Annotated in this window: 20 protein-coding genes and 3 riboswitches; of the genes, 10 read left to right on the top strand and 10 right to left on the bottom strand. The window is 46.0% G+C overall.

Going from position 1 to position 20,570, the window contains the following annotated elements; translation table 11 throughout:
- Positions 1-28: 28 nt before the first annotated feature.
- Both licT and bglS read left to right on the top strand, forming a co-directional pair.
- Positions 29-862, top strand: coding sequence for a transcriptional antiterminator LicT (gene licT / locus bslm_RS19235; RefSeq protein ID WP_003242598.1), 834 nt, complete (start codon positions 29-31; stop codon positions 860-862).
- 295 nt (positions 863-1,157) lie between these two features.
- The gene (bglS, locus tag bslm_RS19230; protein ID WP_014481343.1) at positions 1,158-1,886 is read left to right on the top strand and encodes a beta-glucanase; all 729 of its coding nucleotides are present in this window, start codon (positions 1,158-1,160) and stop codon (positions 1,884-1,886) included.
- Between the two features lie 157 nt (positions 1,887-2,043).
- On the opposite strand, the gene citH is transcribed toward bglS, so the two are convergent.
- The gene (gene citH / locus bslm_RS19225; RefSeq protein WP_003227205.1) at positions 2,044-3,324 is read right to left on the bottom strand and encodes a citrate transporter CitH; all 1,281 of its coding nucleotides are present in this window, start codon (positions 3,322-3,324) and stop codon (positions 2,044-2,046) included.
- 200 nt (positions 3,325-3,524) lie between these two features.
- Here citH and bslm_RS19220 point away from each other — a divergent pair, with 200 nt between their 5' ends.
- The 3 genes from bslm_RS19220 (at position 3,525) to bslm_RS19210 (ending at position 6,741) form a co-directional block, all read left to right on the top strand.
- A complete protein-coding gene (locus bslm_RS19220) occupies positions 3,525-5,585 on the top strand; it encodes a catalase (protein ID WP_046161020.1) in 2,061 nt (686 codons plus the stop codon).
- 49 nt (positions 5,586-5,634) lie between these two features.
- Positions 5,635-5,925 carry a hypothetical protein gene (locus bslm_RS19215; protein WP_014478421.1) on the top strand — a complete coding sequence of 97 codons (291 nt, stop codon included), beginning with the start codon at positions 5,635-5,637 and terminating at the stop codon, positions 5,923-5,925.
- Between the two features lie 144 nt (positions 5,926-6,069).
- Complete coding sequence (locus bslm_RS19210; RefSeq protein ID WP_029318620.1) at positions 6,070-6,741, top strand: DUF3298 and DUF4163 domain-containing protein; 672 nt, start codon at positions 6,070-6,072, stop codon at positions 6,739-6,741.
- 41 nt (positions 6,742-6,782) lie between these two features.
- Here the strand turns inward: bslm_RS19210 and bslm_RS19205 are convergent, their stop codons facing one another.
- Positions 6,783-7,976, bottom strand: a complete 1,194-nt coding sequence (locus bslm_RS19205; protein WP_032725087.1) for a NupC/NupG family nucleoside CNT transporter — start codon at positions 7,974-7,976, stop codon at positions 6,783-6,785.
- Positions 7,977-8,103: 127 nt separating this feature from the next.
- A riboswitch (purine riboswitch) is annotated at positions 8,104-8,205 on the bottom strand.
- 386 nt (positions 8,206-8,591) lie between these two features.
- Here bslm_RS19205 and bslm_RS19200 point away from each other — a divergent pair.
- The 5 genes from bslm_RS19200 (at position 8,592) to bslm_RS19180 (ending at position 13,187) form a co-directional block, all read left to right on the top strand.
- The gene (locus tag bslm_RS19200; RefSeq protein ID WP_046381448.1) at positions 8,592-9,440 is read left to right on the top strand and encodes a methyltransferase domain-containing protein; all 849 of its coding nucleotides are present in this window, start codon (positions 8,592-8,594) and stop codon (positions 9,438-9,440) included.
- A 151-nt stretch (positions 9,441-9,591) separates the two neighbouring features.
- Positions 9,592-11,010, top strand: a complete 1,419-nt coding sequence (locus bslm_RS19195) for a GntP family permease (RefSeq protein WP_003243205.1) — start codon at positions 9,592-9,594, stop codon at positions 11,008-11,010.
- A gap of 23 nt (positions 11,011-11,033) precedes the next feature.
- Entirely contained in the window at positions 11,034-11,750 is a 717-nt protein-coding gene (locus bslm_RS19190) for a CoA transferase subunit A (protein WP_003244373.1), read from the top strand.
- Positions 11,747-12,397: a 3-oxoacid CoA-transferase subunit B gene (locus tag bslm_RS19185; RefSeq protein ID WP_046161018.1), complete on the top strand. Its 651-nt coding sequence runs from the start codon at positions 11,747-11,749 to the stop codon at positions 12,395-12,397. The genes bslm_RS19190 and bslm_RS19185 overlap by 4 nt, the downstream gene beginning before the upstream one ends.
- 16 nt (positions 12,398-12,413) lie before the next feature.
- Positions 12,414-13,187 (top strand): 3-hydroxybutyrate dehydrogenase, encoded by a 774-nt coding sequence (locus bslm_RS19180; RefSeq protein WP_003244042.1) that lies wholly within the window; start codon positions 12,414-12,416, stop codon positions 13,185-13,187.
- Between the two features lie 52 nt (positions 13,188-13,239).
- On the opposite strand, the gene bslm_RS19175 is transcribed toward bslm_RS19180, so the two are convergent.
- The 8 genes from bslm_RS19175 to yxjM form a co-directional block, all read right to left on the bottom strand.
- Positions 13,240-14,376, bottom strand: coding sequence for a 5-methyltetrahydropteroyltriglutamate--homocysteine S-methyltransferase (locus bslm_RS19175; RefSeq protein ID WP_003244221.1), 1,137 nt, complete (start codon positions 14,374-14,376; stop codon positions 13,240-13,242).
- 77 nt (positions 14,377-14,453) lie between these two features.
- Positions 14,454-14,560, bottom strand: a riboswitch (SAM riboswitch).
- A gap of 68 nt (positions 14,561-14,628) precedes the next feature.
- A complete protein-coding gene (locus bslm_RS19170) occupies positions 14,629-15,762 on the bottom strand; it encodes a 5-methyltetrahydropteroyltriglutamate--homocysteine S-methyltransferase (RefSeq protein WP_046381447.1) in 1,134 nt (377 codons plus the stop codon).
- A gap of 82 nt (positions 15,763-15,844) precedes the next feature.
- Positions 15,845-15,951: riboswitch (SAM riboswitch) on the bottom strand.
- 65 nt (positions 15,952-16,016) lie between these two features.
- On the bottom strand, positions 16,017-16,505 hold the full coding sequence (locus bslm_RS19165; RefSeq protein WP_046161015.1) for an LURP-one-related/scramblase family protein: 489 nt from the start codon (positions 16,503-16,505) through the stop codon (positions 16,017-16,019).
- A gap of 128 nt (positions 16,506-16,633) precedes the next feature.
- Entirely contained in the window at positions 16,634-16,897 is a 264-nt protein-coding gene (locus bslm_RS21160; RefSeq protein ID WP_072173222.1) for a hypothetical protein, read from the bottom strand.
- Positions 16,898-17,186: 289 nt separating this feature from the next.
- A complete protein-coding gene (locus bslm_RS21790) occupies positions 17,187-17,315 on the bottom strand; it encodes a hypothetical protein (protein WP_003227241.1) in 129 nt (42 codons plus the stop codon).
- 105 nt (positions 17,316-17,420) lie between these two features.
- On the bottom strand, positions 17,421-18,653 hold the full coding sequence (gene pepT, locus bslm_RS19160; protein WP_046161014.1) for a peptidase T: 1,233 nt from the start codon (positions 18,651-18,653) through the stop codon (positions 17,421-17,423).
- Between the two features lie 49 nt (positions 18,654-18,702).
- Positions 18,703-19,359 (bottom strand): two-component system response regulator YxJL, encoded by a 657-nt coding sequence (yxjL, locus tag bslm_RS19155; RefSeq protein ID WP_046161013.1) that lies wholly within the window; start codon positions 19,357-19,359, stop codon positions 18,703-18,705.
- Positions 19,346-20,566 carry a two-component system sensor histidine kinase YxjM gene (gene yxjM / locus bslm_RS19150; RefSeq protein WP_046381446.1) on the bottom strand — a complete coding sequence of 407 codons (1,221 nt, stop codon included), beginning with the start codon at positions 20,564-20,566 and terminating at the stop codon, positions 19,346-19,348. The genes yxjL and yxjM overlap by 14 nt, the downstream gene beginning before the upstream one ends.
- Positions 20,567-20,570 lie beyond the last annotated feature (4 nt).

The following is a 20,570-nucleotide window of genomic DNA, read 5'->3' as shown; positions in this document are numbered from 1 at the left end:
TGTTCTTAGTTGATTGGAGGGACATGTCATGAAAATTGCGAAGGTGATCAACAATAATGTGATCAGCGTGGTCAATGAACAGGGGAAAGAATTGGTCGTCATGGGCAGGGGGCTCGCGTTTCAGAAAAAGTCCGGCGATGATGTCGATGAAGCCCGCATTGAGAAAGTGTTCACGCTCGATAACAAGGATGTATCAGAAAAGTTCAAAACCCTTTTGTATGATATACCGATCGAGTGTATGGAAGTATCCGAAGAGATTATCAGCTACGCAAAATTACAGCTCGGCAAAAAGCTCAACGACAGCATCTATGTGTCGCTGACCGACCATATTAACTTTGCCATCCAGCGCAACCAGAAAGGGCTTGATATCAAAAACGCCTTGCTGTGGGAAACAAAACGGCTGTACAAAGACGAATTTGCGATCGGCAAAGAAGCGTTGGTTATGGTAAAAAACAAGACAGGTGTGTCTCTGCCAGAGGATGAAGCAGGCTTTATTGCTCTGCATATTGTAAATGCCGAGCTGAATGAAGAGATGCCCAATATTATCAACATTACAAAAGTCATGCAAGAGATTTTGAGTATTGTAAAATACCATTTTAAGATTGAATTCAACGAAGAATCGCTTCACTATTATCGGTTCGTCACCCACTTAAAATTTTTCGCGCAACGTCTATTTAACGGCACTCACATGGAAAGCCAGGACGATTTTTTGCTGGATACAGTGAAAGAAAAGTATCATCGCGCGTATGAATGCACGAAGAAAATCCAAACCTACATTGAGCGGGAGTATGAGCACAAGCTCACAAGTGACGAGCTGCTGTATTTAACCATTCACATAGAAAGGGTAGTTAAACAAGCATAATGAGAGCGCTGACATTTGTGTTTCCTTGTGTTCACTTTTTCTTACATTCACATATGAAAATGGCAGGATTGTTACTGATAAAGCAGGCAAAACCTAAATTACAATGAGTGCGGATCATCTCTGTCTGTGCTGATGGTAATTTAGGTTTTTATTTTTTTCAGAGGGAAGATGATGATAGTTACAGGATTCAAGTCAGTAAGATTCGATATTATCATTATTTTGACCGATGTTCCCTTTTAGAAGAATCATGTAAGATCAACATAGAAAACGCTTTCGATGAAAGGGGAATGCCAATATGCCTTATCTGAAACGAGTGTTGCTGCTTCTTGTCACTGGATTGTTTATGAGTTTGTTTGCAGTCACTTCTACTGCCTCGGCTCAAACAGGTGGATCGTTTTTTGACCCTTTTAACGGCTATAACTCCGGTTTTTGGCAAAAAGCAGATGGTTATTCGAATGGAAATATGTTCAACTGCACGTGGCGGGCTAATAACGTATCAATGACGTCATTGGGTGAAATGCGTTTAGCGCTAACAAGCCCATCTTATAACAAGTTTGACTGCGGGGAAAACCGTTCTGTTCAAACATATGGCTATGGACTTTATGAAGTCAGAATGAAACCAGCTAAAAACACAGGGATCGTTTCATCGTTCTTCACTTACACAGGTCCAACAGATGGAACTCCTTGGGATGAGATTGATATCGAATTTTTAGGAAAAGACACAACGAAGGTTCAATTTAACTATTATACAAATGGTGCAGGAAACCATGAGAAGATTGTTGATCTCGGGTTTGATGCAGCCAATGCCTATCATACGTATGCATTCGATTGGCAGCAAAACTCTATTAAATGGTATGTCGACGGGCAATTAAAACATACTGCAACAAACCAAATTCCGACAACACCTGGAAAGATCATGATGAACTTGTGGAATGGCACGGGTGTCGATGAATGGCTTGGCTCCTACAATGGTGTAAATCCGCTATACGCTCATTATGACTGGGTGCGCTATACAAAAAAATAATGCCAAATGTGAAAGAGCCTGCTGCAATATAGCAGGCTCTTATGATTGTAATGAGAAGTTGTTGGCGTGAATCTTCTATTCACTCATAATATCCTATTTGATCTTCTCCCCTCTGTAAATCACGTACTCACTCAATGCTACGATCAAGCTCATACATTTAGAAAGAAATAATCCCAATCAAAAGTGCGGCAATCGTCATCACAATCGTTGTTCCTACGGCCCATTTAATAGTGAATTTTTGATGGTCGCCAAAGCTGACGCCTGCCATTCCTACCAATAGATAGGTGGAAGGCACAAGCGGGCTGAGCAGATGCACAGGCTGCCCCAGCAAGGAGGCCCTTCCGATTTCAGCGGCGTCTATTCCGTAAGCGGAAGCGGCTTCGGCGATGATGGGAAGGACACCGAAGTAAAAGGCGTCATTCGACATGAAAAAGGTGAAGGGCATGCTGACGATCGCAGTGATCAACGGCAGGTGCGGGCCCATGGCATCAGGGATGAGTGAAACGAGAGAATGCGCCATGGCATCCACCATTTTTGTGCCGGAGAGAATGCCTGTGAATATGCCCGCAGCAAACACCATCGAGACAACGTTTAACGCATTACCCGCATGCGCCGAGATTCGTTTCTGCTGCTCTTTGACATTTGGATAGTTAACCATCAAGGCAACGGCGAACGCAGTCATAAAAAGAACAGGAAGCGGCAGCAGGCTGGTGATCAGTGCGGCCATCAGAGCGACAGTCAGCAGCAGGTTAAACCATTGAAGAGCGGGACGCTTGAGCGGTGCGGCCTCCGGATCGGAAGACGGTGCGTGATCAATCGAAATGACGCCGAGCCGCTTCCGCTCTTTCTTTCCGAGGATATAAGCAACGGCGATCACCCAGAGAATGCCGGCGATCATAGCGGGAATCAGCGGCGTGAAAACCTCTGACGTGTCCAATTTTAAGGAGGCCAAAACCCTCGCAGTCGGCCCGCCCCACGGGATAATATTCATAACCCCCGAACCGAGCATCGCTATTCCCGCTAACACCAAACGGTTCATGCCGAGCCGTTTGTAGAGAGGCAGCATTGCTGCAATGGTAATCATATAGGTTGTTGTCCCATCTCCGTCCAGCGAAATGGTCATGGTCAGAACCGCTGTGCCTACGGCGATTTTTAACGGATCTCCTTTGACAAACGATAAGATTTTGGCAATGAGAGGATCAAACAGGCCTGAGTCAATCATAATGCCGAAATACAGGATGGCGAATAACAGCATGATACCGGTAGGGGCGAGGTCTGTAACGCCCTGAATCATCATCTCGCCGAGATCTTTGCCAAATCCGCTGATCAGGGCGAACACAATAGGAACGACAATCAAAGCAATAAGAGCGGAAAGCCGGTTAGACATAATAAGGTACATAAAGACAATCATCATCACAAAACCGAGTATGGCAAGCATGATATGACCTCCCCTATTCAACAGCTTTTTTAGTAAGCGCTTCCATCCTTTCTTTCTGTGAAGAAGGCTTATTTCAAATGTGTATGACCGCATATTTATATGTAGACCAAAAATCCTAATGAGCGGATTAGCAGTTTATATGAAGAACGCCACGGGTAAATGTGCTGTAGAATGTTTCGTTTTAAAAAGGGGGAGCAGACATGAGTGATGACCAAAACAAACGTGTAAATGAACACTCAAAGGACGAGCAGCTTGAGCAGTACAGGACCGATAACAGCGGGAAGAAAATGACGACAAACCAAGGCTTGCGAGTGTCAGAGGATGAGCATTCGTTAAAAGCCGGGGTTCGCGGTCCGACGCTGATGGAGGATTTTCACTTTCGGGAGAAAATGACGCACTTTGACCATGAGAGGATTCCGGAGCGCGTTGTGCATGCGCGCGGGTATGGCGTGCATGGCTTTTTTCAGGTTTACGAACCAATGACGGAATATACACGGGCCAAATTTCTTCAGGACCCTTCGGTGAAGACACCGGTATTTGTCCGTTTTTCTACGGTCGCGGGTTCTAAAGGCTCCGCAGACACGGTGCGGGATGCCAGAGGCTTTGCGACAAAATTTTATACTGAAGAAGGAAACTATGACCTTGTGGGAAATAACATTCCGGTGTTTTTCATTCAGGATGCGATCAAATTTCCGGATTTGGTTCATGCGTTTAAGCCTGAGCCACACAATGAAATGCCTCAGGCCGCGACTGCTCACGATACGTTTTGGGATTTTGTCGCCAATAACCCTGAGTCGGCTCACATGGTGATGTGGACGATGTCAGACAGAGGCATCCCGCGCAGCTACAGAATGATGGAAGGCTTCGGCGTTCACACGTTCCGTTTTGTCAATGAACAAGGAAAGGCACGTTTCGTGAAATTTCACTGGAAGCCGGTGCTCGGCGTGCATTCTCTCGTATGGGATGAAGCGCAAAAAATTGCCGGGAAAGATCCAGATTTCCACCGCCGTGACCTGTGGGAAACAATTGAAAACGGCGGCAAGGTTGAATACGAGCTCGGCGTGCAGATGATTGATGAGGAAGATGAATTCAAGTTTGATTTTGATATTCTTGACCCAACTAAGCTGTGGCCGGAAGAGCTTGTGCCGGTGAAGATCATTGGAAAAATGACGCTGAACCGCAATCAGGATAATGTGTTTGCGGAAACAGAACAAGTCGCATTCCACCCGGGAAATGTCGTGCCGGGCATCGATTTTACCAATGACCCGCTATTGCAGGGGCGGCTTTTCTCTTATACGGATACACAGCTCATCCGTCTTGGCGGCCCGAACTTCCATGAGATTCCGATTAACCGGCCGGTCTGTCCATTCCATAACAACCAATACGACGGCTATCACCGGATGACGATCAATAAGGGACCTGTCGCTTATCATAAAAACTCACTGCAAAACAATGATCCGTCGCCTGCGACAGCTGAAGAAGGCGGCTACGTCCACTATCAGGAAAAAGTCGAGGGCAAAAAAATCCGCCAGCGAAGCGACAGCTTCAACGATTATTACTCACAGGCGAAGCTTTTCTGGAACAGCATGTCTCCTGTGGAGAAACAGCACATCATTTCTGCTTTCTGCTTCGAGGTCGGGAAGGTCAAAAGCAAAGACGTACAGCGGCAGGTCGTTGATGTCTTCAGCAATGTCGATGCAGATTTAGCAGAAGAAATCGCCAAAGGAGTAGGCGTGGCGGCGCCCGCGAAGCGTAAAGCATCTAAAGAAATTCTTACTTCGCCTGCGTTAAGCCAAGCCCGTACAGTGAAAACCGCGTCAACAAGAAAAGTCGCTGTACTCGCCGGAAACGGATTTCATGAAAAAGAGCTGCAAACAGTGCTGGAAGCCTTAAAGCAAGAAGGAGTCACAGTAGATATCATCAGTCAAAATCTGGGGTATATGACAAGCGGCAGCGGACAGCAGCTTGAGGCCAGCGGCACGTTCCTGACGGTTGATTCTGTTCTGTATGATGCCGTCTATGCCGCAGGAGGGCTGGAGTTAAAAGACAACAAACAAGCGATGGCGTTTATCAGAGAAGCTTACAATCACTACAAGGCGATCGGTGCGGCAAATGAAGGAATTGACCTTCTTCAATCCTCTGTCGGGACAACAGAGGGACCAGGCATCGTAACGGCTAAAGAAGAACCTGACTACACCGCATTCAGCAAGGCATTTATCGATGCGGTTGCCGCTCATCGCCATTGGGATAGACGAATTTGATCGGCTCCTGTATCTTTAAGGAAGATACTTTTCATAAGGAGCATGACAAATGAACGAAAAACAGCTCGCTGAAGCTTACGAACGCGATGAAAATATGATGATTTTGGTGTTTGCCCAATGGTGCGTGAACCATGATCTTGATCCGATGGAGCTGTACGCCAAAGCGTATCCGCAGCAAAAGCTGAATGAAAGCTTGAAAAAAACCATGGACGATCTTGTCGTGCCAAAACACGAAGCAGAGCACATTCCGGACCAGACTGTCATTGCGGTATTAGAGATGTTCGGAAATACAGATTTGGCACAGGCCGTTCATGAAGCGATTTCTGGGCGCAAACAGTAAAAAAAGAGACATCCTGTGTCTCTTTTTTTATTGGAAAAATCATGCTGTTAGACCTAGAAACTTCTTTCAATTTAATCAGTCTATAAAAGTGTGTATTGCTTAAATAAGAGAATGTTAAACAACGACATCAAAGGAGGAGATCGTATGAAATGGAATAACATGCTGAAAGCAGCGGGGATTGCAGTCTTGCTTTTTTCCATAGTTGCATATGCGGCCCCATCTCTAAAAGCAGTTCAAACGAAAACACCGACTGTCAGCACCCATACGTACAAAAAGATCAAGGAGTTAACGTATCCACAAGTGCATCACGTCGGGAATGCCGCGTTTGAAAAGAAAATCAATCAAGAGCTGAAAGCCTACATTGAACAATCGTATCAGGAATACCTGAAAAACAAAAAAGCAGGCGAACAGCAGGGCTTTAAAACGGAATATCAAACATCCTTCAGCGTCAAATACAATGCGGCAGGCAAGCTCAGCATTCAAACACTCAATTATATCTATTCAGGGGGCGCCCACGGTCTAACGTCTGTCCAGTCCTTCAACTATGACTTGAAAGCACAAAAGCGGGTGACGCTGGATCAGATTCTGAACACCAAAACAAAAGTCAGCAAAACGAGAGATTATCTATATAGCTATATCAAAAAACACGATGAGCTGTTTTTCCCTGATGTTAAGAAAGAGGATATAACCCTAAACAAAGACACAATGTTTTACTTTACGGCAAACGGGATCGCCATCGTCTTTGGCCAGTATGACTTGGGGCCTTATGCAGCGGGAATCCGGAATGTGCAGGTGCCAGCCTCTATTTATCAATAATGAAAAGAGCCATATCCGAAAAGGGATATGGCTCAATGTTTCTACCACACAAACAGGCCGACAATCGCAGCACTTAATAAAGATACCGCAATTCCGCTGACGAGCAGCTTCCACACGTTTTTCCCGATGACCGTTGACTTTTCTCCGTCAAGGATCGAATTGTACGTGCCGTAAATCATGCCGACAGTACTGAAGTTTGCAAAGGACGTCAGGAATGTCGTCGCCACCGCAACGGTGTGAGGCGGAAGGGATTTGAGATTGTTTTTCAAGTCAAGCATCGCAACAAACTCGTTCGTTGCTAATTTCATGCCCATCAGCTGAGCAACATACATCGCATCGTGCACTGGCAATCCAAGCAGGAATGCGAACGGACTGAACAGGTAAGCAAAAATCGTCTGGATGGTCAGGCCGTGTACGAAAACGCCAAGAATGCCATTAACTGCTGACGTTAATGCGACATATCCGATCACCATTGCCAAAATAACGATAACCATGTTCATGCCGACAAGCATACTGTTAGAAATCGTAGAGAAAAAGTCTTTCTTCTCTTCTTTAGGCGGTGTATAGATGATATCTTCATCCTCCGGCACGTGAACAGGATTCAGCAGGTTTGCGATAATCAGCGCGTTTAAGCAGTTCAAAGGAATCGCTGTAAACACGTATGTCGCAGGCACCATTGACAGATAAGATCCGATAATGGAGCCGCTGATGCTGCTCATGCTCATTAAGCCGAATGTGAGCAGGCGGTTGTTGCTTAAAACCGTTAGCTGCTGGCGGATAACCGCAAGTGCTTCGGTATTTCCCAGGAACATCATTTGAATAGAGAAAAAGCTTTCTAATTTCGGCAAGCGGGAAGCCTTAGAAATCACCCATCCGATTTTATCAATCAGCCAAGGCAAAATGCCGAAATACGTTAAAATATCAAAGAATGTGACGATAAAGATAATTGGAAGAAGCGCACTAAAGAAAAAGTCTACTGTTTCATTCGCCATCACTGACGGAAAGGCAAACGCGATACCGTCACTGGCGCAAGCAATCAGCCAAGTGAAGAAATCACCGATTTTACCGATGGCCCAGCTTCCGACTTTTGTTCCCAGCATAAACCAAGTAATCAGCAATTCCAGAACAATTAACGTAATGATCGGGCGCCACTTGATTTTCTTTTTCTGCGGAGAACATAGGAATACAACTGCCATAATCACAATGAGACCGACAAGGTTTAGTAAAAAGTACATGATAGCAACTCCTATGAGGGTTATTATGGAAACAAAAAAAGCTCTTATCCTTCACAAATTCTGGAAGTGCAGAAAGTGTGAAAAATAAGAGCAAACAGAAAAGAACTTGTCCTTTTCAACTCGTTCAAATTTATTCAAACTTTCTTGTAGTCTAGTTTTTTACGGTTACTAGGTAGAAACAATCAGACCATATTACTGATCATATACAAGAATGTCTTTTTCTAAGATGATAGCAGTATTTTATCCTTTCACTTTTTGAAAATCAACCTTTTTAACTATTTTCACAATAATAAAATTTATATTCTGAAATGAGAAAATAAAGGAAAAACATGCTGGATTGCTATGCTGATATGATGTTGGCGGGATACCAGCATGACAGTACTGATTTTTCTTCACTATAAGGTTCTAGCTCCTGGAGATTTGTTGTATAATGGAAATGGGGAAACCCATACAGCAGAAAGGGAGTTTTTTTCATGATTATCCAATTCATTCGTTATAGATAATGACAGGTGTAGACAAACTGCCAGACCTGGCCAATTTTTGAGATAGGCCTAGGTTTATTTGTCTATGCCTTTTTCATTTATCTAAAAATGAATGAATGGGGTGTTTTTTATCATGAAGCGAACAGTTGATTTCAGCATGTTTCGATGCCCGCTCTGCGATTCTTCTATGGATGCGGCATCAGGGAAAAGCTTGATTTGTACAGAACGAAGACATACATTTGATCTATCTCGGCACGGCTACGTGAACTTTCTGACGAAGCCGGTCAAAACCAGTTACAGTGCCGAGCTTTTTGAAGCGAGGAGCAGGCTGATTGGAGAATGTGGTTTTTTTGACCCGCTCCATGATGCGATTGCAGAACTCATCAGTCATCCCAAATCTGGTCATGAGGCATTCACCATCCTGGACAGCGGTTGCGGTGAGGGTTCTCATTTGAATGCGCTTTGCGGGTTTGATTATGCAGGGAAAGCAGCGATAGGAACCGGCATAGATCTTTCGAAGGATGGGATCTTAAAAGCTTCTAAGGCATTCAAAGATCAGATGTGGGCGGTTGCCGATGTGGCGCGTGCTCCTTTTCATGATCGCCAATTTGATGTTGTTCTGTCTATTTTTTCGCCGTCCAATTATGCAGAGTTTCATAGACTGCTGAAGAATGATGGCATGCTCGTAAAAGTAGTGCCGCGAAGCGACTATTTAATAGAATTAAGGCAATTTTTATATACTGATTCACCAAGGCGCACGTATTCCAATGCGGCAGCTGTTGAGCGTTTTACAGCAAATGCAGCACACAGCCGTCCTGTCAGGCTGCGCTATGTTAAAACGCTTGACCAGCAGGCGATCCACTGGCTTCTCAAGATGACGCCGCTTGCCTGGTCGGCGCCGAAAGATCGAGTCAGCCTCCTGAAAGAGATGAAATCAGCCGATATTACGGTTGATGTTGATATCCTAATAGGAATGAAATGAATGGCAGAGGAAAGCTCCGAAAAAAGGAGCTTTCCTTTTTTAATCGGAATAGTTGGCCCACGCTTCTCGTACATATGGAAAGGGGACGGAAACAGCCGATGCGGACAGGTTTATGTAAACGCTTTCTAGTTCGCAGAAACGGGGGATGTGTGTGGAACTGATCATCATTCTATTGGCGTTAGGTTTGCTGATGTTTACGGCGTATCGGGGATTTTCTGTCATATTGTTTGCGCCGATTTGCGCGTTATTCGCGGTGCTGCTGACAGATCCAAGCCATGTGCTTCCTTTTTTTTCATCAATTTTTATGGAGAAGATGGCGGGTTTTATTAAGCTGTATTTCCCAGTGTTTTTGCTCGGTGCTATTTTTGGAAAGGTCGTTGAAATGGCCGGGCTTGCGGCATCAATCGCGAAAACAATTGTCCGGCTTGTCGGGGCAAAAAGAGCGATACTTGCCATTGTGCTGATGGGTGCTGTCTTGACGTACAGCGGTGTCAGCCTGTTTGTTGTCGTATTTGCTGTATATCCTTTTGCGAAAAACATGTTCCAAGAAGCAAACATACCAAAACGCCTCATCCCGGGTACGATTGCTTTAGGAGCTTTTACGTTTACGATGGACGCACTTCCGGGAACGCCGCAAATCCAAAATGTCATCCCGACGTCGTTTTTCAAAACAGACATTTATGCCGCCCCTTGGCTGGGTTTGATGGGCGCAGTGATTGTGCTGGCAGCTGGGATGCTCTATTTGGAATCAAGGCGGAAGAAAGCGCAGGCATCTGGCGAAGGCTATGGCGGTTTTGATTCGCAGAATGCTCCTGCTCCTGAATCGATTGAGTCCGCGGCTGAACCGGACAAAAGCCCGATTCGGCACGCGCTTGCCTTTGTCCCGCTTATTCTCGTCGGTGCAGTGAATAAATATTTCACCATTTACCTGCCAAAGTGGTATCCGAATGGATTTGATTTTTCTTCCATAGGATTAAAGGAGTTCGGCAGGCTTGATATTTCTTCAGCGGCTGCTATTTGGTCGGTGGAGATTGCTTTAGTGATTGGCATCATCACAACGATATTATTTGATTGGAGAAGTGTGTTTGCCCAATTGAAGGAAGGGCTGAATGAAGGAATTGGCGGCGCCTTGCTGGCATCTATGAATACGGGTGCTGAGTACGGGTTCGGCGGCATTATCGCCGCGCTGCCGGGGTTTCATAAGCTGAGCAGCGGAATTTCACATACTTTTACCGATCCGCTTGTAAATGGCGCCGTTACGACAACTGCGCTGGCGGGAATCACCGGCTCGGCTTCGGGAGGAATGGGCATTGCGTTAAGCGCGATGTCAGAACAATACTTACAGGCGATTCAGGCTTACAATATTCCGCCAGAGGTGATGCATCGGGTCATTTCAATGGCATCAGGCGGGATGGATACACTGCCGCATAATGGCGCCGTTATCACGCTTCTGGCCGTGACGGGTTTGACCCACCGGCAATCCTATCGCGATATTTTTGCGATCACGCTCATTAAAACGGCTGCCGTATTTGCTGTGATCGCGATTTACAGCCTGACTGGTCTAGTGTAGAAGAAAACGAAAGGGGCATCAATATGGGAAAAGTGCTGTCATCAAGCAAGGAAGCTGCGAAACTGATTCATGATGGGGATACGCTGATCGCGGGAGGGTTTGGGCTGTGCGGCATCCCTGAACAGCTCATTTTGTCTATAAGAGATCAGGGAGTAAAGGATTTAACCGTTGTCAGCAATAACTGCGGAGTCGATGACTGGGGGCTTGGTTTGCTTCTGGCTAACAAGCAAATCAAGAAAATGATCGCTTCCTATGTCGGTGAAAATAAAATTTTTGAGCGGCAGTTTTTAAGCGGAGAGCTTGAGGTAGAGCTTGTTCCCCAAGGAACGCTCGCTGAGAGAATTCGTGCAGGCGGTGCAGGCATACCGGGATTTTATACGGCGACAGGCGTCGGCACCTCCATAGCCGAGGGAAAAGAACATAAAACATTCGGCGGCCGGACTTATGTGCTGGAGCGAGGCATTACCGGCGATGTGGCGATCGTCAAAGCGTGGAAAGCGGACACCATGGGCAATTTGATTTTTAGGAAAACGGCGAGAAATTTCAATCCCATTGCCGCCATGGCAGGCAAGATCACGATTGCCGAGGCGGAAGAAATCGTGGAAGCAGGAGAGCTCGATCCAGATCACATCCATACGCCGGGAATTTACGTACAGCATGTCGTGCTTGGCGCGAGCCAAGAAAAACGGATTGAAAAACGAACAGTTCAGCAAGCATCGGGAAAGGGTGAGGCCAAGTGAAGGAAGCGAGAAAACGAATGGTCAAACGGGCTGTACAAGAAATCAAGGACGGCATGAATGTGAATCTCGGGATTGGAATGCCGACGCTTGTCGCAAATGAGATACCCGATGGCGTTCACGTCATGCTTCAGTCGGAAAACGGCTTGCTCGGAATTGGCCCCTATCCTCTGGAAGGAACGGAAGACGCGGATTTGATCAATGCGGGAAAGGAAACGATCACTGAAGTGACAGGCGCCTCTTATTTTGACAGCGCTGAGTCATTCGCGATGATAAGAGGCGGGCATATCGATTTAGCTATTCTCGGCGGAATGGAGGTTTCGGAGCAGGGGGATTTGGCCAATTGGATGATCCCGGGCAAAATGGTAAAAGGGATGGGCGGCGCCATGGATCTCGTCAACGGGGCGAAACGAATCGTTGTCATCATGGAGCACGTCAATAAGCATGATGAATCAAAGGTGAAAAAAACATGCTCCCTTCCGCTGACAGGCCAGAAAGTCGTACACAGGCTGATTACGGATTTGGCTGTATTTGATTTTGTGAACGGCCGCATGACACTGACGGAGCTTCAGGATGGTGTCACAATTGAAGAGGTTTATGAAAAAACAGAAGCTGATTTCGCTGTAAGCCAGTCTGTACTCAATTCTTAATGGGAAGGTGTTTGACATGAGAAAACAAGTCGCTTTGGTGACAGGGGCTGCCGGCGGAATCGGATTCGAAATCGCAAGAGAATTCGCCCGGGAAGGTGCCAGCGTCATCGTTTCAGACCTCCGTCCGGAAGCATGTGAAAAAGCAGCCTCCAAGCTTGCAGAAGAAGGCTTTGACGCGGCGGCCATTCCGTATGATGTGACAAAGGAAGCGCAAGTTGCTGATACGGTGAACGTCATCCAAAAACAATACGGCCGCTTGGATATTCTGGTGAACAATGCCGGTATTCAGCACGTCGCTCCGATTGAAGAGTTTCCGACAGACACCTTTGAACAGCTGATCAAGGTCATGCTGACGGCTCCCTTTATTGCAATGAAGCATGTTTTTCCGATCATGAAAAAACAGCAGTTTGGCAGAATCATTAATATTGCGTCTGTTAATGGATTAGTGGGCTTTGCAGGGAAATCCGCTTATAATAGCGCCAAGCACGGCGTCATTGGACTCACAAAAGTAGGGGCGCTGGAAGGCGCGCCCCACGGCATAACAGTCAATGCGCTCTGTCCGGGTTATGTCGATACCCAGCTTGTACGCAATCAGCTTAGCGATCTATCGAAAACTAGAAATGTCCCTTACGACTCTGTACTTGAACAAGTCATTTTTCCGCTTGTGCCGCAAAAGCGACTGCTTTCCGTCAAGGAAATTGCGGATTATGCCGTGTTTTTGGCAAGCGAGAAGGCGAAGGGCGTCACTGGGCAGGCTGTCGTCCTTGATGGGGGCTACACCGCACAATGACATAAAAAACACACTTGCTCCGCTAGGGAATCAAGTGTGTTTTTTTCTTTGCTTATTTCCAAACATCATTAGCGATCTCAACCACATGGCGGAGCTTCGCCCATTGCTGTTCTTCAGTCAGCTTGTTGCCTTCCTCAGTTGAAGCGAATCCGCATTGAGGGCTGAGGCAAAGCTGGTCTAAGCTTACATAACGGGACGCTTCTTCGATACGGCGTTTCACGTCATCCGGATTTTCAAGCTCACCGAATTTAGATGTCACTAAGCCAAGAACAAGCTGAAGATCAGACCGTTTTACGTAACGGAGCGGCTCAAATCCGCCTGAGCGTGAATCATCATACTCTAAGAAAAGTCCGTCAAGATTCAAGCCGTCAAAAATGGTTTCGGCTGCTGCGTCATAGCCGCCTTCCGCTGTCCAAGTGGACTGGAAGTTGCCGCGGCAAATATGCATGGTTACCGTCAAGTCATCCGGGCGGTCTGCAATCGCGTCGTTAATGGATTTCGCAAACAGCTGGCGAAGCTCGTCAGGCGTTGTTCCGAACGCTTCGATTTGTTTTAAGCCTTTTTCTGATAAGAAAACGGCCCACGCTGTATCATCAAGCTGGAGGTAGCGGCAGCCTCTGTCATAAAACGCTTGAATCGCTTTTTTATATGCTTTGGATACATCGTGCTGGAAAAGTTGATAATCGTTTTTGTATTCATCCTTTTCCAGTTTTCCGCGGAAAAACAGCATATTCGGACTTGGAATCGTCATCTTTGGCGTCGCGTCACCGGCAATGCTATGGAGAAATGAGTAATCTTCAAGCATTGGGTGAGTTGAAAAGTCGATATCGCCTGTGACTTTAATGCCGCGTGCTTTTGTCTGTACGTTATGGAATTGAATGCCTTGCTCAGGAGTAAACGGCTCAACGCCATCTAAGTTTTCCAGGAAATCAAAGTGCCACCATGCTCTGCGGAATTCACCGTCTGTCACGACGTTCAGGCCGGTTTCCTTCTGTTTTTCCACAATGCGGATGATTTCGTCGTTTTCAATTTGGCGAAGCTGCTCAGCGGTCATTTCGCCGGCCGCTTTTTGCAGCCGCGCTTTTTTGACGGGCTCAGATCTTAGCAGGCTTCCGACTTGATCCGCGCGAAACGGCGGTTTTTTTCTTTGAAGTGATTTTTGTTCTGCGGGTGTTGTTTGTTGTGACATGTTGTCCATTCCTTCTTTCCATTCAAATATAAAAAAGCTCTTCCTTTGGATAAGGAAGAGCTTGCGTGACAATCTCAACCTTATCTTCAAGAGCAATCATTGCTCTAAAGGATTTAGCACCATTCTGTTAAACAGCGGTTGCCGGGTATCGCAGGGCCAGTCCCTCCACCTCTCTTGATAAGGAAAACCTTTTTATTAAATTTTCTGATAGTATCTATTATTCACACATTTTCTATTTCTGTCAATGATAGATTATCTCCACACATCGTTGGCAATGTCGATGACATGGCGCAGCTTTGCCCATTGCTGCTCCTCTGTCAGAAGGTTGCCTTCTTCTGTAGAGGCGAAACCGCACTGCGGGCTCAGGCATAGCTGGTCCAAGCTGACAAAACGCGCGGCTTCATTGATACGGCGTTTCACATCCTCAGGATTTTCAAGCTCGCCGTATTTCGATGTGATCAAGCCGAGCACAATTTGCAGATCCTTGCGCTTCACAAAACGGAGCGGATCAAAGTTTCCGGAGCGGTCATCATCGTATTCCAAGAAAAGGCCGTCAAGGTTTAAGCCGTCCAAAATCGTTTCCGCTACAGCGTCGTACCCTCCTGATGCCGCCCAGGTTGAGCGGAAGTTGCCGCGGCAAATGTGCATTGTGATCGTTAAATCGTCAGGCCGGTCTGCGACGGCATCGTTAATTGTTTTGGCAAATATGGCTGGCAATGTTTCTGGATCACCGCCGAGCGCCCGGACAACCTCTCTGCCTTTGTCCTCAAAGAAGAGAGACCATGACGTATCATCAAGCTGGAGATAACGGCAGCCAGCATCATAGAAGGCTTTGATTGCTTTTTTGTACGCTTGGGCCATATCATGAAAGTAGTCCTCTTGATCGTCATAAATCCCTTTATCCGCCTTTTCGCCAAAAAACAGCATATTTGGACTGGGAATGGTCAATTTTGGCGTCGCGTTACCGGCAATCTCATGTAAAAATTGATAATCACCGAGCGCTGGGTGGCTCGTAAAATCGAGTTTTCCCGTCACTTTGATGCTGCGCGCTTTCGTTTTTGTGTTATGGAACTGAATCCCCTCAGCCGGGATGAACGGTTCCACACCGTCAAGCCCTTCCAGGAAGTCATAATGCCACCAGGAACGCCGGAATTCCCCGTCTGTTACCACATCGAGACCGATTTCTTTTTGTTTTTCCACGATGCGGGTGATCTCTTGATTTTCGATATCACGAAGCTGTTCCGCTGTCATCTCACCAGCCGCTTTTTTTTGCCGGGCTTCCTTTACCGGAACGGAACGAAGCAAGCTGCCGACATGATCGGCGCGGAAAGGTGCTTTGCGTTGTTTTTCTGTTTTTTGTCCTGCAACATTCGTTTGTTGAGCCATGTTATTCGCCTCTTTTCTGAAATATTAAGCATGTAAAAAGCTCTTCCTTTGTGTAAGGAAGAGCTTGAACGATCAAATCTCCGCCTCATCTGCAAGAACGCAATGTTCTTAAGGATTTAGCACCATTCTGTTTGAAACAGCGGTTGCCGGGTATCATAGGGCCAGTCCCTCCACCTCTCTTGATAAGGTACAACTTCATATTCAGATTTCAATTATCTTAATATTATTACTTTTGGATCAATTGTCAATGCTTTTTAGAAAATACTTTCATCTTCATCGTTATATAAAACCATATCAAGCACGATAGCGATGGCAGTGCAAATCAGAACATCTTCCTCGTATGCAATCTGCAAGTGATAGGAATCACCCCAACTGAGCCACTTTTTGCTCACTGACATCCGGACATTTTCCCCGTCCGTCAGCTGGAATTCATCCCTCCATAAATCACCATCGATTTCCCAGTTAAGCCCGGAAATCACAAATTTCGGTTTGAAAAACGTTACTTTCTTCGTTACCTCACAAACTGTTTTCCCGCCAATTGAAATCTCATAGCGCGGCAATAAAGACATTAGTTTTTGTTCTATGGAAACGAGCGTTTTCCCGGATGAGTCTGTCATTTGTAATGAGTCTCCTAACGAAAAAAAACGCCCCTCCACCTTGAATGTTTCTTGTTCATCCCGGTTATAAATGTGAAATGCATCTTTAAATGAGAACATTTTTTGTTTCATAAATAACTCGATCATTGCTGAAGTCTCCTTTGGATTTGCCTTGTATGAAATTACGGATAGGTGGCGAAAAGGTTTCAGGCTCTAAATCAAAACAATTTTAAAAGGCTGCGTGATTCAGCAGCCTTTTCGTTTGAAATATAGAATTAGGAAAGGTGCATCCGACGTTTTTGGCGGATGGCGTCAAGGTCGATTAGGTTGTTGTGATGAGGTGCGGCTGCTGGCAGAGGGCTTGTCTTTTGCGGTTTGCGGCGATTGTCCTTGCTGAAAGAAAAAAGAAGATAGCCGCATAATGCGATGATAATAAATAGGATCATATTACATACCTCCCAAAAAAAGTTTTGGTACTCTCTATTGTACGGATAAAAAGTCAAAAAGTATTCAAAAAATTCTAAATCAATAAATAACAAGAAACTGTCCCTCTAAAACAGTATAACCTGATGACCTGAAAATAGTCTTGAATCACGCTGTTTGCTCTTGTTGATGATTGGTTCTATAGTTACTATCGACGATAAAATAATTTCCTTTATATAACTTTTAACCTAAGTTTACGTAATTCGAATTACCTGTTTTTGGGTGCTGTTTTCTTGCTTGTTTGGTTTATACCCTATTTTGCGGAATTGAACACAAAAAACCCAAATTACGGAGCATTTGGGCGGTACGGGTGAATACGGATTGTATTTAGGGGATTTGAATGTTTTATTTGAAGAAGCGCTTGAACATTTTTCTGATTTTTTGAAATGGGCTGGATTTCTTTTGCATGTTAAGCGGCCTGGAAATGATCCATTTTTTCAAGAGACTCTTGGCAGCGATTGCATGTTTTGTCATTGTTTTTCCTCCTCATTTGTTAATACTTGTTTTACGGAGGACGTGTTTAAAATGTTTCATTTTCACACAAAAAAGCCAGTCCTTTTTTGGACTGGTTTTTTGGCACTATGCTTGCGCTTCAAACTGCTTTGCAATCTCAACGATGACATTTACGGCTTTGACCATGTTGTCAACTGAGATGTATTCAAATTTGCCGTGGAAATTTTCCCCGCCTGTAAAGATGTTTGGCGTCGGAAGCCCCATGTAGGACAGCTGCGATCCGTCGGTGCCGCCGCGGATGGGAGAAATCTTCGGTTCGATGCCGAGGTTTTCCATCGCTTGCTTGGCAATGTTGACGATTTCGATGACAGGTTCAATTTTCTCTCTCATGTTGTAGTATTGGTCGTTCATATCCAGCAGAATCCTGTCTTGCCCGTATTCGTTTTGAAGTTCTTCAACGACACGCTTCATTGTTTCTTTTCTGTTTTGGAAATTCTCTTTGTCAAAGTCTCTAATAATGTAGTGGAGCTTTGTTTCCTCTACGTCTCCTTGAATCGACAGCAGGTGGTAGAAGCCTTCATAGCCTTCCGTATATTCAGGCGCTTCGTCTGCCGGCAGCAGGCTGTTCAGCTTCATCGCGATTTTCGCAGAGTTGATCATTTTTCCTTTAGCTGTTCCGGGATGTACGTTGTTGCCTTTAATCGTAATTTTTGCGGCAGCGGCATTGAAGCTTTCATATTCAAGCTCGCCGAGCGGCCCGCCGTCAACCGTGTAGGCAAAGGAAGCATTGAACCGTTTCACATCAAATTTGTGCGGCCCTCTTCCGATTTCTTCATCAGGCGTAAAGGCGACTCTGATTGTGCCGTGCTTGATTTCAGGGTGTTTGATGAGGTAATCCATGGCTGTCATAATTTCAGCGATACCGGCCTTATTGTCTGCGCCGAGAAGGGTGGTGCCGTCTGTGGTGATGAGTGTATGGCCCTTATAGCCAGACAGCTCAGGGAATTGATCAGGTGACAGGGTGACCTGCAGCTTTTCGTTAAGAACGATGTCTTTTCCATCATAGCTTTCGATGATTTGCGGATTCACGTTTTTGCCGGTAAAGTCTGTAGCGGTGTCGACGTGAGCGAGAAAGCCGATTGTCGGCACGTCTTTTTCAGTATTGGAGGGAAGAGTTGCCATGACATAGCCGTTTTCATCAATGGCTGCATCCTGCATGCCGATGGACTTCAATTCATCAACGAGCATGTTTCCTAATGTCAATTGGCCGGGTGTGGAAGGACACGTGTCAACGGATTCATCGGACTGTGTGTCGACTTTTACATATGTAGTAAACCGTTCAATGATTTCTTCTTTCATTTCCAATCATCTCCTTTGTCTTATTTTAGCATGGCGGGATGAGAGATTTCTATTGCACAATACCGTTTCGAATGGCAAATACGACTGCCTGTGTCCGGTCTTGGGCATTGCATTTTTGCAGGATGCGGTGCACGTGGGTTTTCACAGTGCTTTCACTGACGAAAAGCTTTTCAGCAATATCCTCATTTCTCAGTCCGTAGGCCATTTGCTGAAGAACCTCAAGCTCTCTTTTGGTGAACGGCTCTGCCAGTTCTTCTGCATGAGGCTGTTGCTTCGCTCGAAATGTCTCACTGATAATTTTAGCAGCTGTGACTGTACGGAAAATCGCCTCGCCTCTCGCCGCAGCGCGAATCGCATCTATCAACTCCTCAGGAAGTGTATCCTTCAGCAGATAGCCGACTGCGCCCGCACGGATGCCTTCAAATACGTATTCTTCCGTGTCAAAGGTGGTTAAAATGACTATCTTTGTATTTGGAAGTGCGGACATAATGTCTTTCGCCGCTTCGATGCCTGAGCAACGCGGCATCTGGACATCCATGAGGATGACATCGGGTTTTGTTTGTTTTGCGAGTGCTATAATATCGTGACCGTCGCCGGCCTCGCCAGAAACCGTCATATCCGTCTGTGCGTTGATGACGTAGCGGAAGCCTTCACGCACAAGCGGCTGATCATCGGCAAGCGCGACGCGTATGTTATCTTTGTTCATCTTTTTGCTCCTTATTCGTTGTCATGAGCGGCAATGACAGCTCAATTTTCAGGCCGCTCGGCTGTACGGCACTGAAAGTAAGGGAACCGCCTGCTTTTTCTGCGCGCTCTTTCATTCCTGTCAGGCCAAATCCATAAGTAAGGATGCCGGTGAATTGTCCGTCGTCGGTGATTGTGACATAGAGATGGGACTTGTCATTAGAAATGACGGCCGCCGCATGAGAAGCGTCAGCGTGACGAATGATATTGGTCAGCGCTTCCTGCAAGATGCGGTAGATCGTTTCGCTCACGTTTGGAGGCCAAGACTCTTCTGACAGTCCGGCAGTATCTAAAGAAACGTGCAAGCCGCTCCGTTCCTCCACTTGATGAATGAGCCCCCGCAAAGCGGTAAGCCCCACCATCGATTCACTACGGCCCATTTGGTGAACGACAGACCGCACTTCTTGAAGACACTCCCTGGCGACACTCAGTACATTTTGAATGACTTTTTCTGAATCCTCCTTGCTGCTTTTAAGGATATAGGGAAGGGATTGAAGCTGAACAATAACAGAAGTCAGCTCGTGACCGATGCTGTCATGAATGTCGCGGGCAATTCTTGTACGTTCCTCAAGGACCGCGTACCTTAATGAAAGAACAGAAGCCTCCTGCAGCTCTGCATGCGCTTTCTGGAGTTCTTTATGAGCATGCTCCAGCTGCACATGCATTTTTGCCAATTCAGCATGATTCCGTTCAGCCTCCCTTCTCGCTTCTCGTCTGAAACGCATGGAGGAGAAGAGGACGTACAGCCCGAGCATGATCGAGATGTTGCTGATGATGGTATTCAAGCTTCCCCCTTGTGAGGATAGGAGTAATATGTTGCCTCCAATTAAACATGCTGTGAAGATCAAGGATAGCCGTGAAGGGAGTCTAAAGGCGGCATATATCATTAAAAATACAATCAAAAAATAGGCGGCACCCTGCTCTTGGCCGGAAACAGCCCAAAGAAAAACGGTCAGGATCCAAAGCCCGACGAATATGCTCAAATGAACAGCGGTGGATGCCACATAGGGAATGATCCAAATGAATGCTAAGTATACCGCAAATACAAATGCTAACAAAATGGGATCAGCCTTAGTTGGATGAGATAAAAATTGTATGCAATTCAAAATGAGAATAAGGCTCGGCACAAGCTTCTTGTAGTAGTGCCGAGCCGGAGTTTGTCCGTTCATGCTG

Source organism: Bacillus sp. LM 4-2 (assembly GCF_000978495.1).
GTDB lineage: Bacteria > Bacillota > Bacilli > Bacillales > Bacillaceae > Bacillus > Bacillus subtilis.
This window is presented reverse-complemented; position numbering and strand designations above follow the sequence as displayed.

Bases quoted from the DNA above. Each gene is read 5' to 3' on its own strand.
- licT (WP_003242598.1), top strand. From the start codon at position 29: ATGAAAATTGCGAAGGTGATCAACAATAATGTGATCAGCGTGGTCAAT.
- bglS (WP_014481343.1), top strand. From the start codon at position 1,158: ATGCCTTATCTGAAACGAGTGTTGCTGCTTCTTGTCACTGGATTGTTT.
- citH (WP_003227205.1), bottom strand. From the start codon at position 3,324: ATGCTTGCCATACTCGGTTTTGTGATGATGATTGTCTTTATGTACCTT.
- bslm_RS19220 (WP_046161020.1), top strand. From the start codon at position 3,525: ATGAGTGATGACCAAAACAAACGTGTAAATGAACACTCAAAGGACGAG.
- bslm_RS19215 (WP_014478421.1), top strand. From the start codon at position 5,635: ATGAACGAAAAACAGCTCGCTGAAGCTTACGAACGCGATGAAAATATG.
- bslm_RS19210 (WP_029318620.1), top strand. From the start codon at position 6,070: ATGAAATGGAATAACATGCTGAAAGCAGCGGGGATTGCAGTCTTGCTT.
- bslm_RS19205 (WP_032725087.1), bottom strand. From the start codon at position 7,976: ATGTACTTTTTACTAAACCTTGTCGGTCTCATTGTGATTATGGCAGTT.
- bslm_RS19200 (WP_046381448.1), top strand. From the start codon at position 8,592: ATGAAGCGAACAGTTGATTTCAGCATGTTTCGATGCCCGCTCTGCGAT.
- bslm_RS19190 (WP_003244373.1), top strand. From the start codon at position 11,034: ATGGGAAAAGTGCTGTCATCAAGCAAGGAAGCTGCGAAACTGATTCAT.
- bslm_RS19180 (WP_003244042.1), top strand. From the start codon at position 12,414: ATGAGAAAACAAGTCGCTTTGGTGACAGGGGCTGCCGGCGGAATCGGA.
- bslm_RS19175 (WP_003244221.1), bottom strand. From the start codon at position 14,376: ATGTCACAACAAACAACACCCGCAGAACAAAAATCACTTCAAAGAAAA.
- bslm_RS19170 (WP_046381447.1), bottom strand. From the start codon at position 15,762: ATGGCTCAACAAACGAATGTTGCAGGACAAAAAACAGAAAAACAACGC.
- bslm_RS19165 (WP_046161015.1), bottom strand. From the start codon at position 16,505: ATGATCGAGTTATTTATGAAACAAAAAATGTTCTCATTTAAAGATGCA.
- bslm_RS21790 (WP_003227241.1), bottom strand. From the start codon at position 17,315: ATGACAAAACATGCAATCGCTGCCAAGAGTCTCTTGAAAAAATGGATC.
- pepT (WP_046161014.1), bottom strand. From the start codon at position 18,653: ATGAAAGAAGAAATCATTGAACGGTTTACTACATATGTAAAAGTCGAC.
- yxjL (WP_046161013.1), bottom strand. From the start codon at position 19,359: ATGAACAAAGATAACATACGCGTCGCGCTTGCCGATGATCAGCCGCTT.
- yxjM (WP_046381446.1), bottom strand. From the start codon at position 20,566: ATGAACGGACAAACTCCGGCTCGGCACTACTACAAGAAGCTTGTGCCG.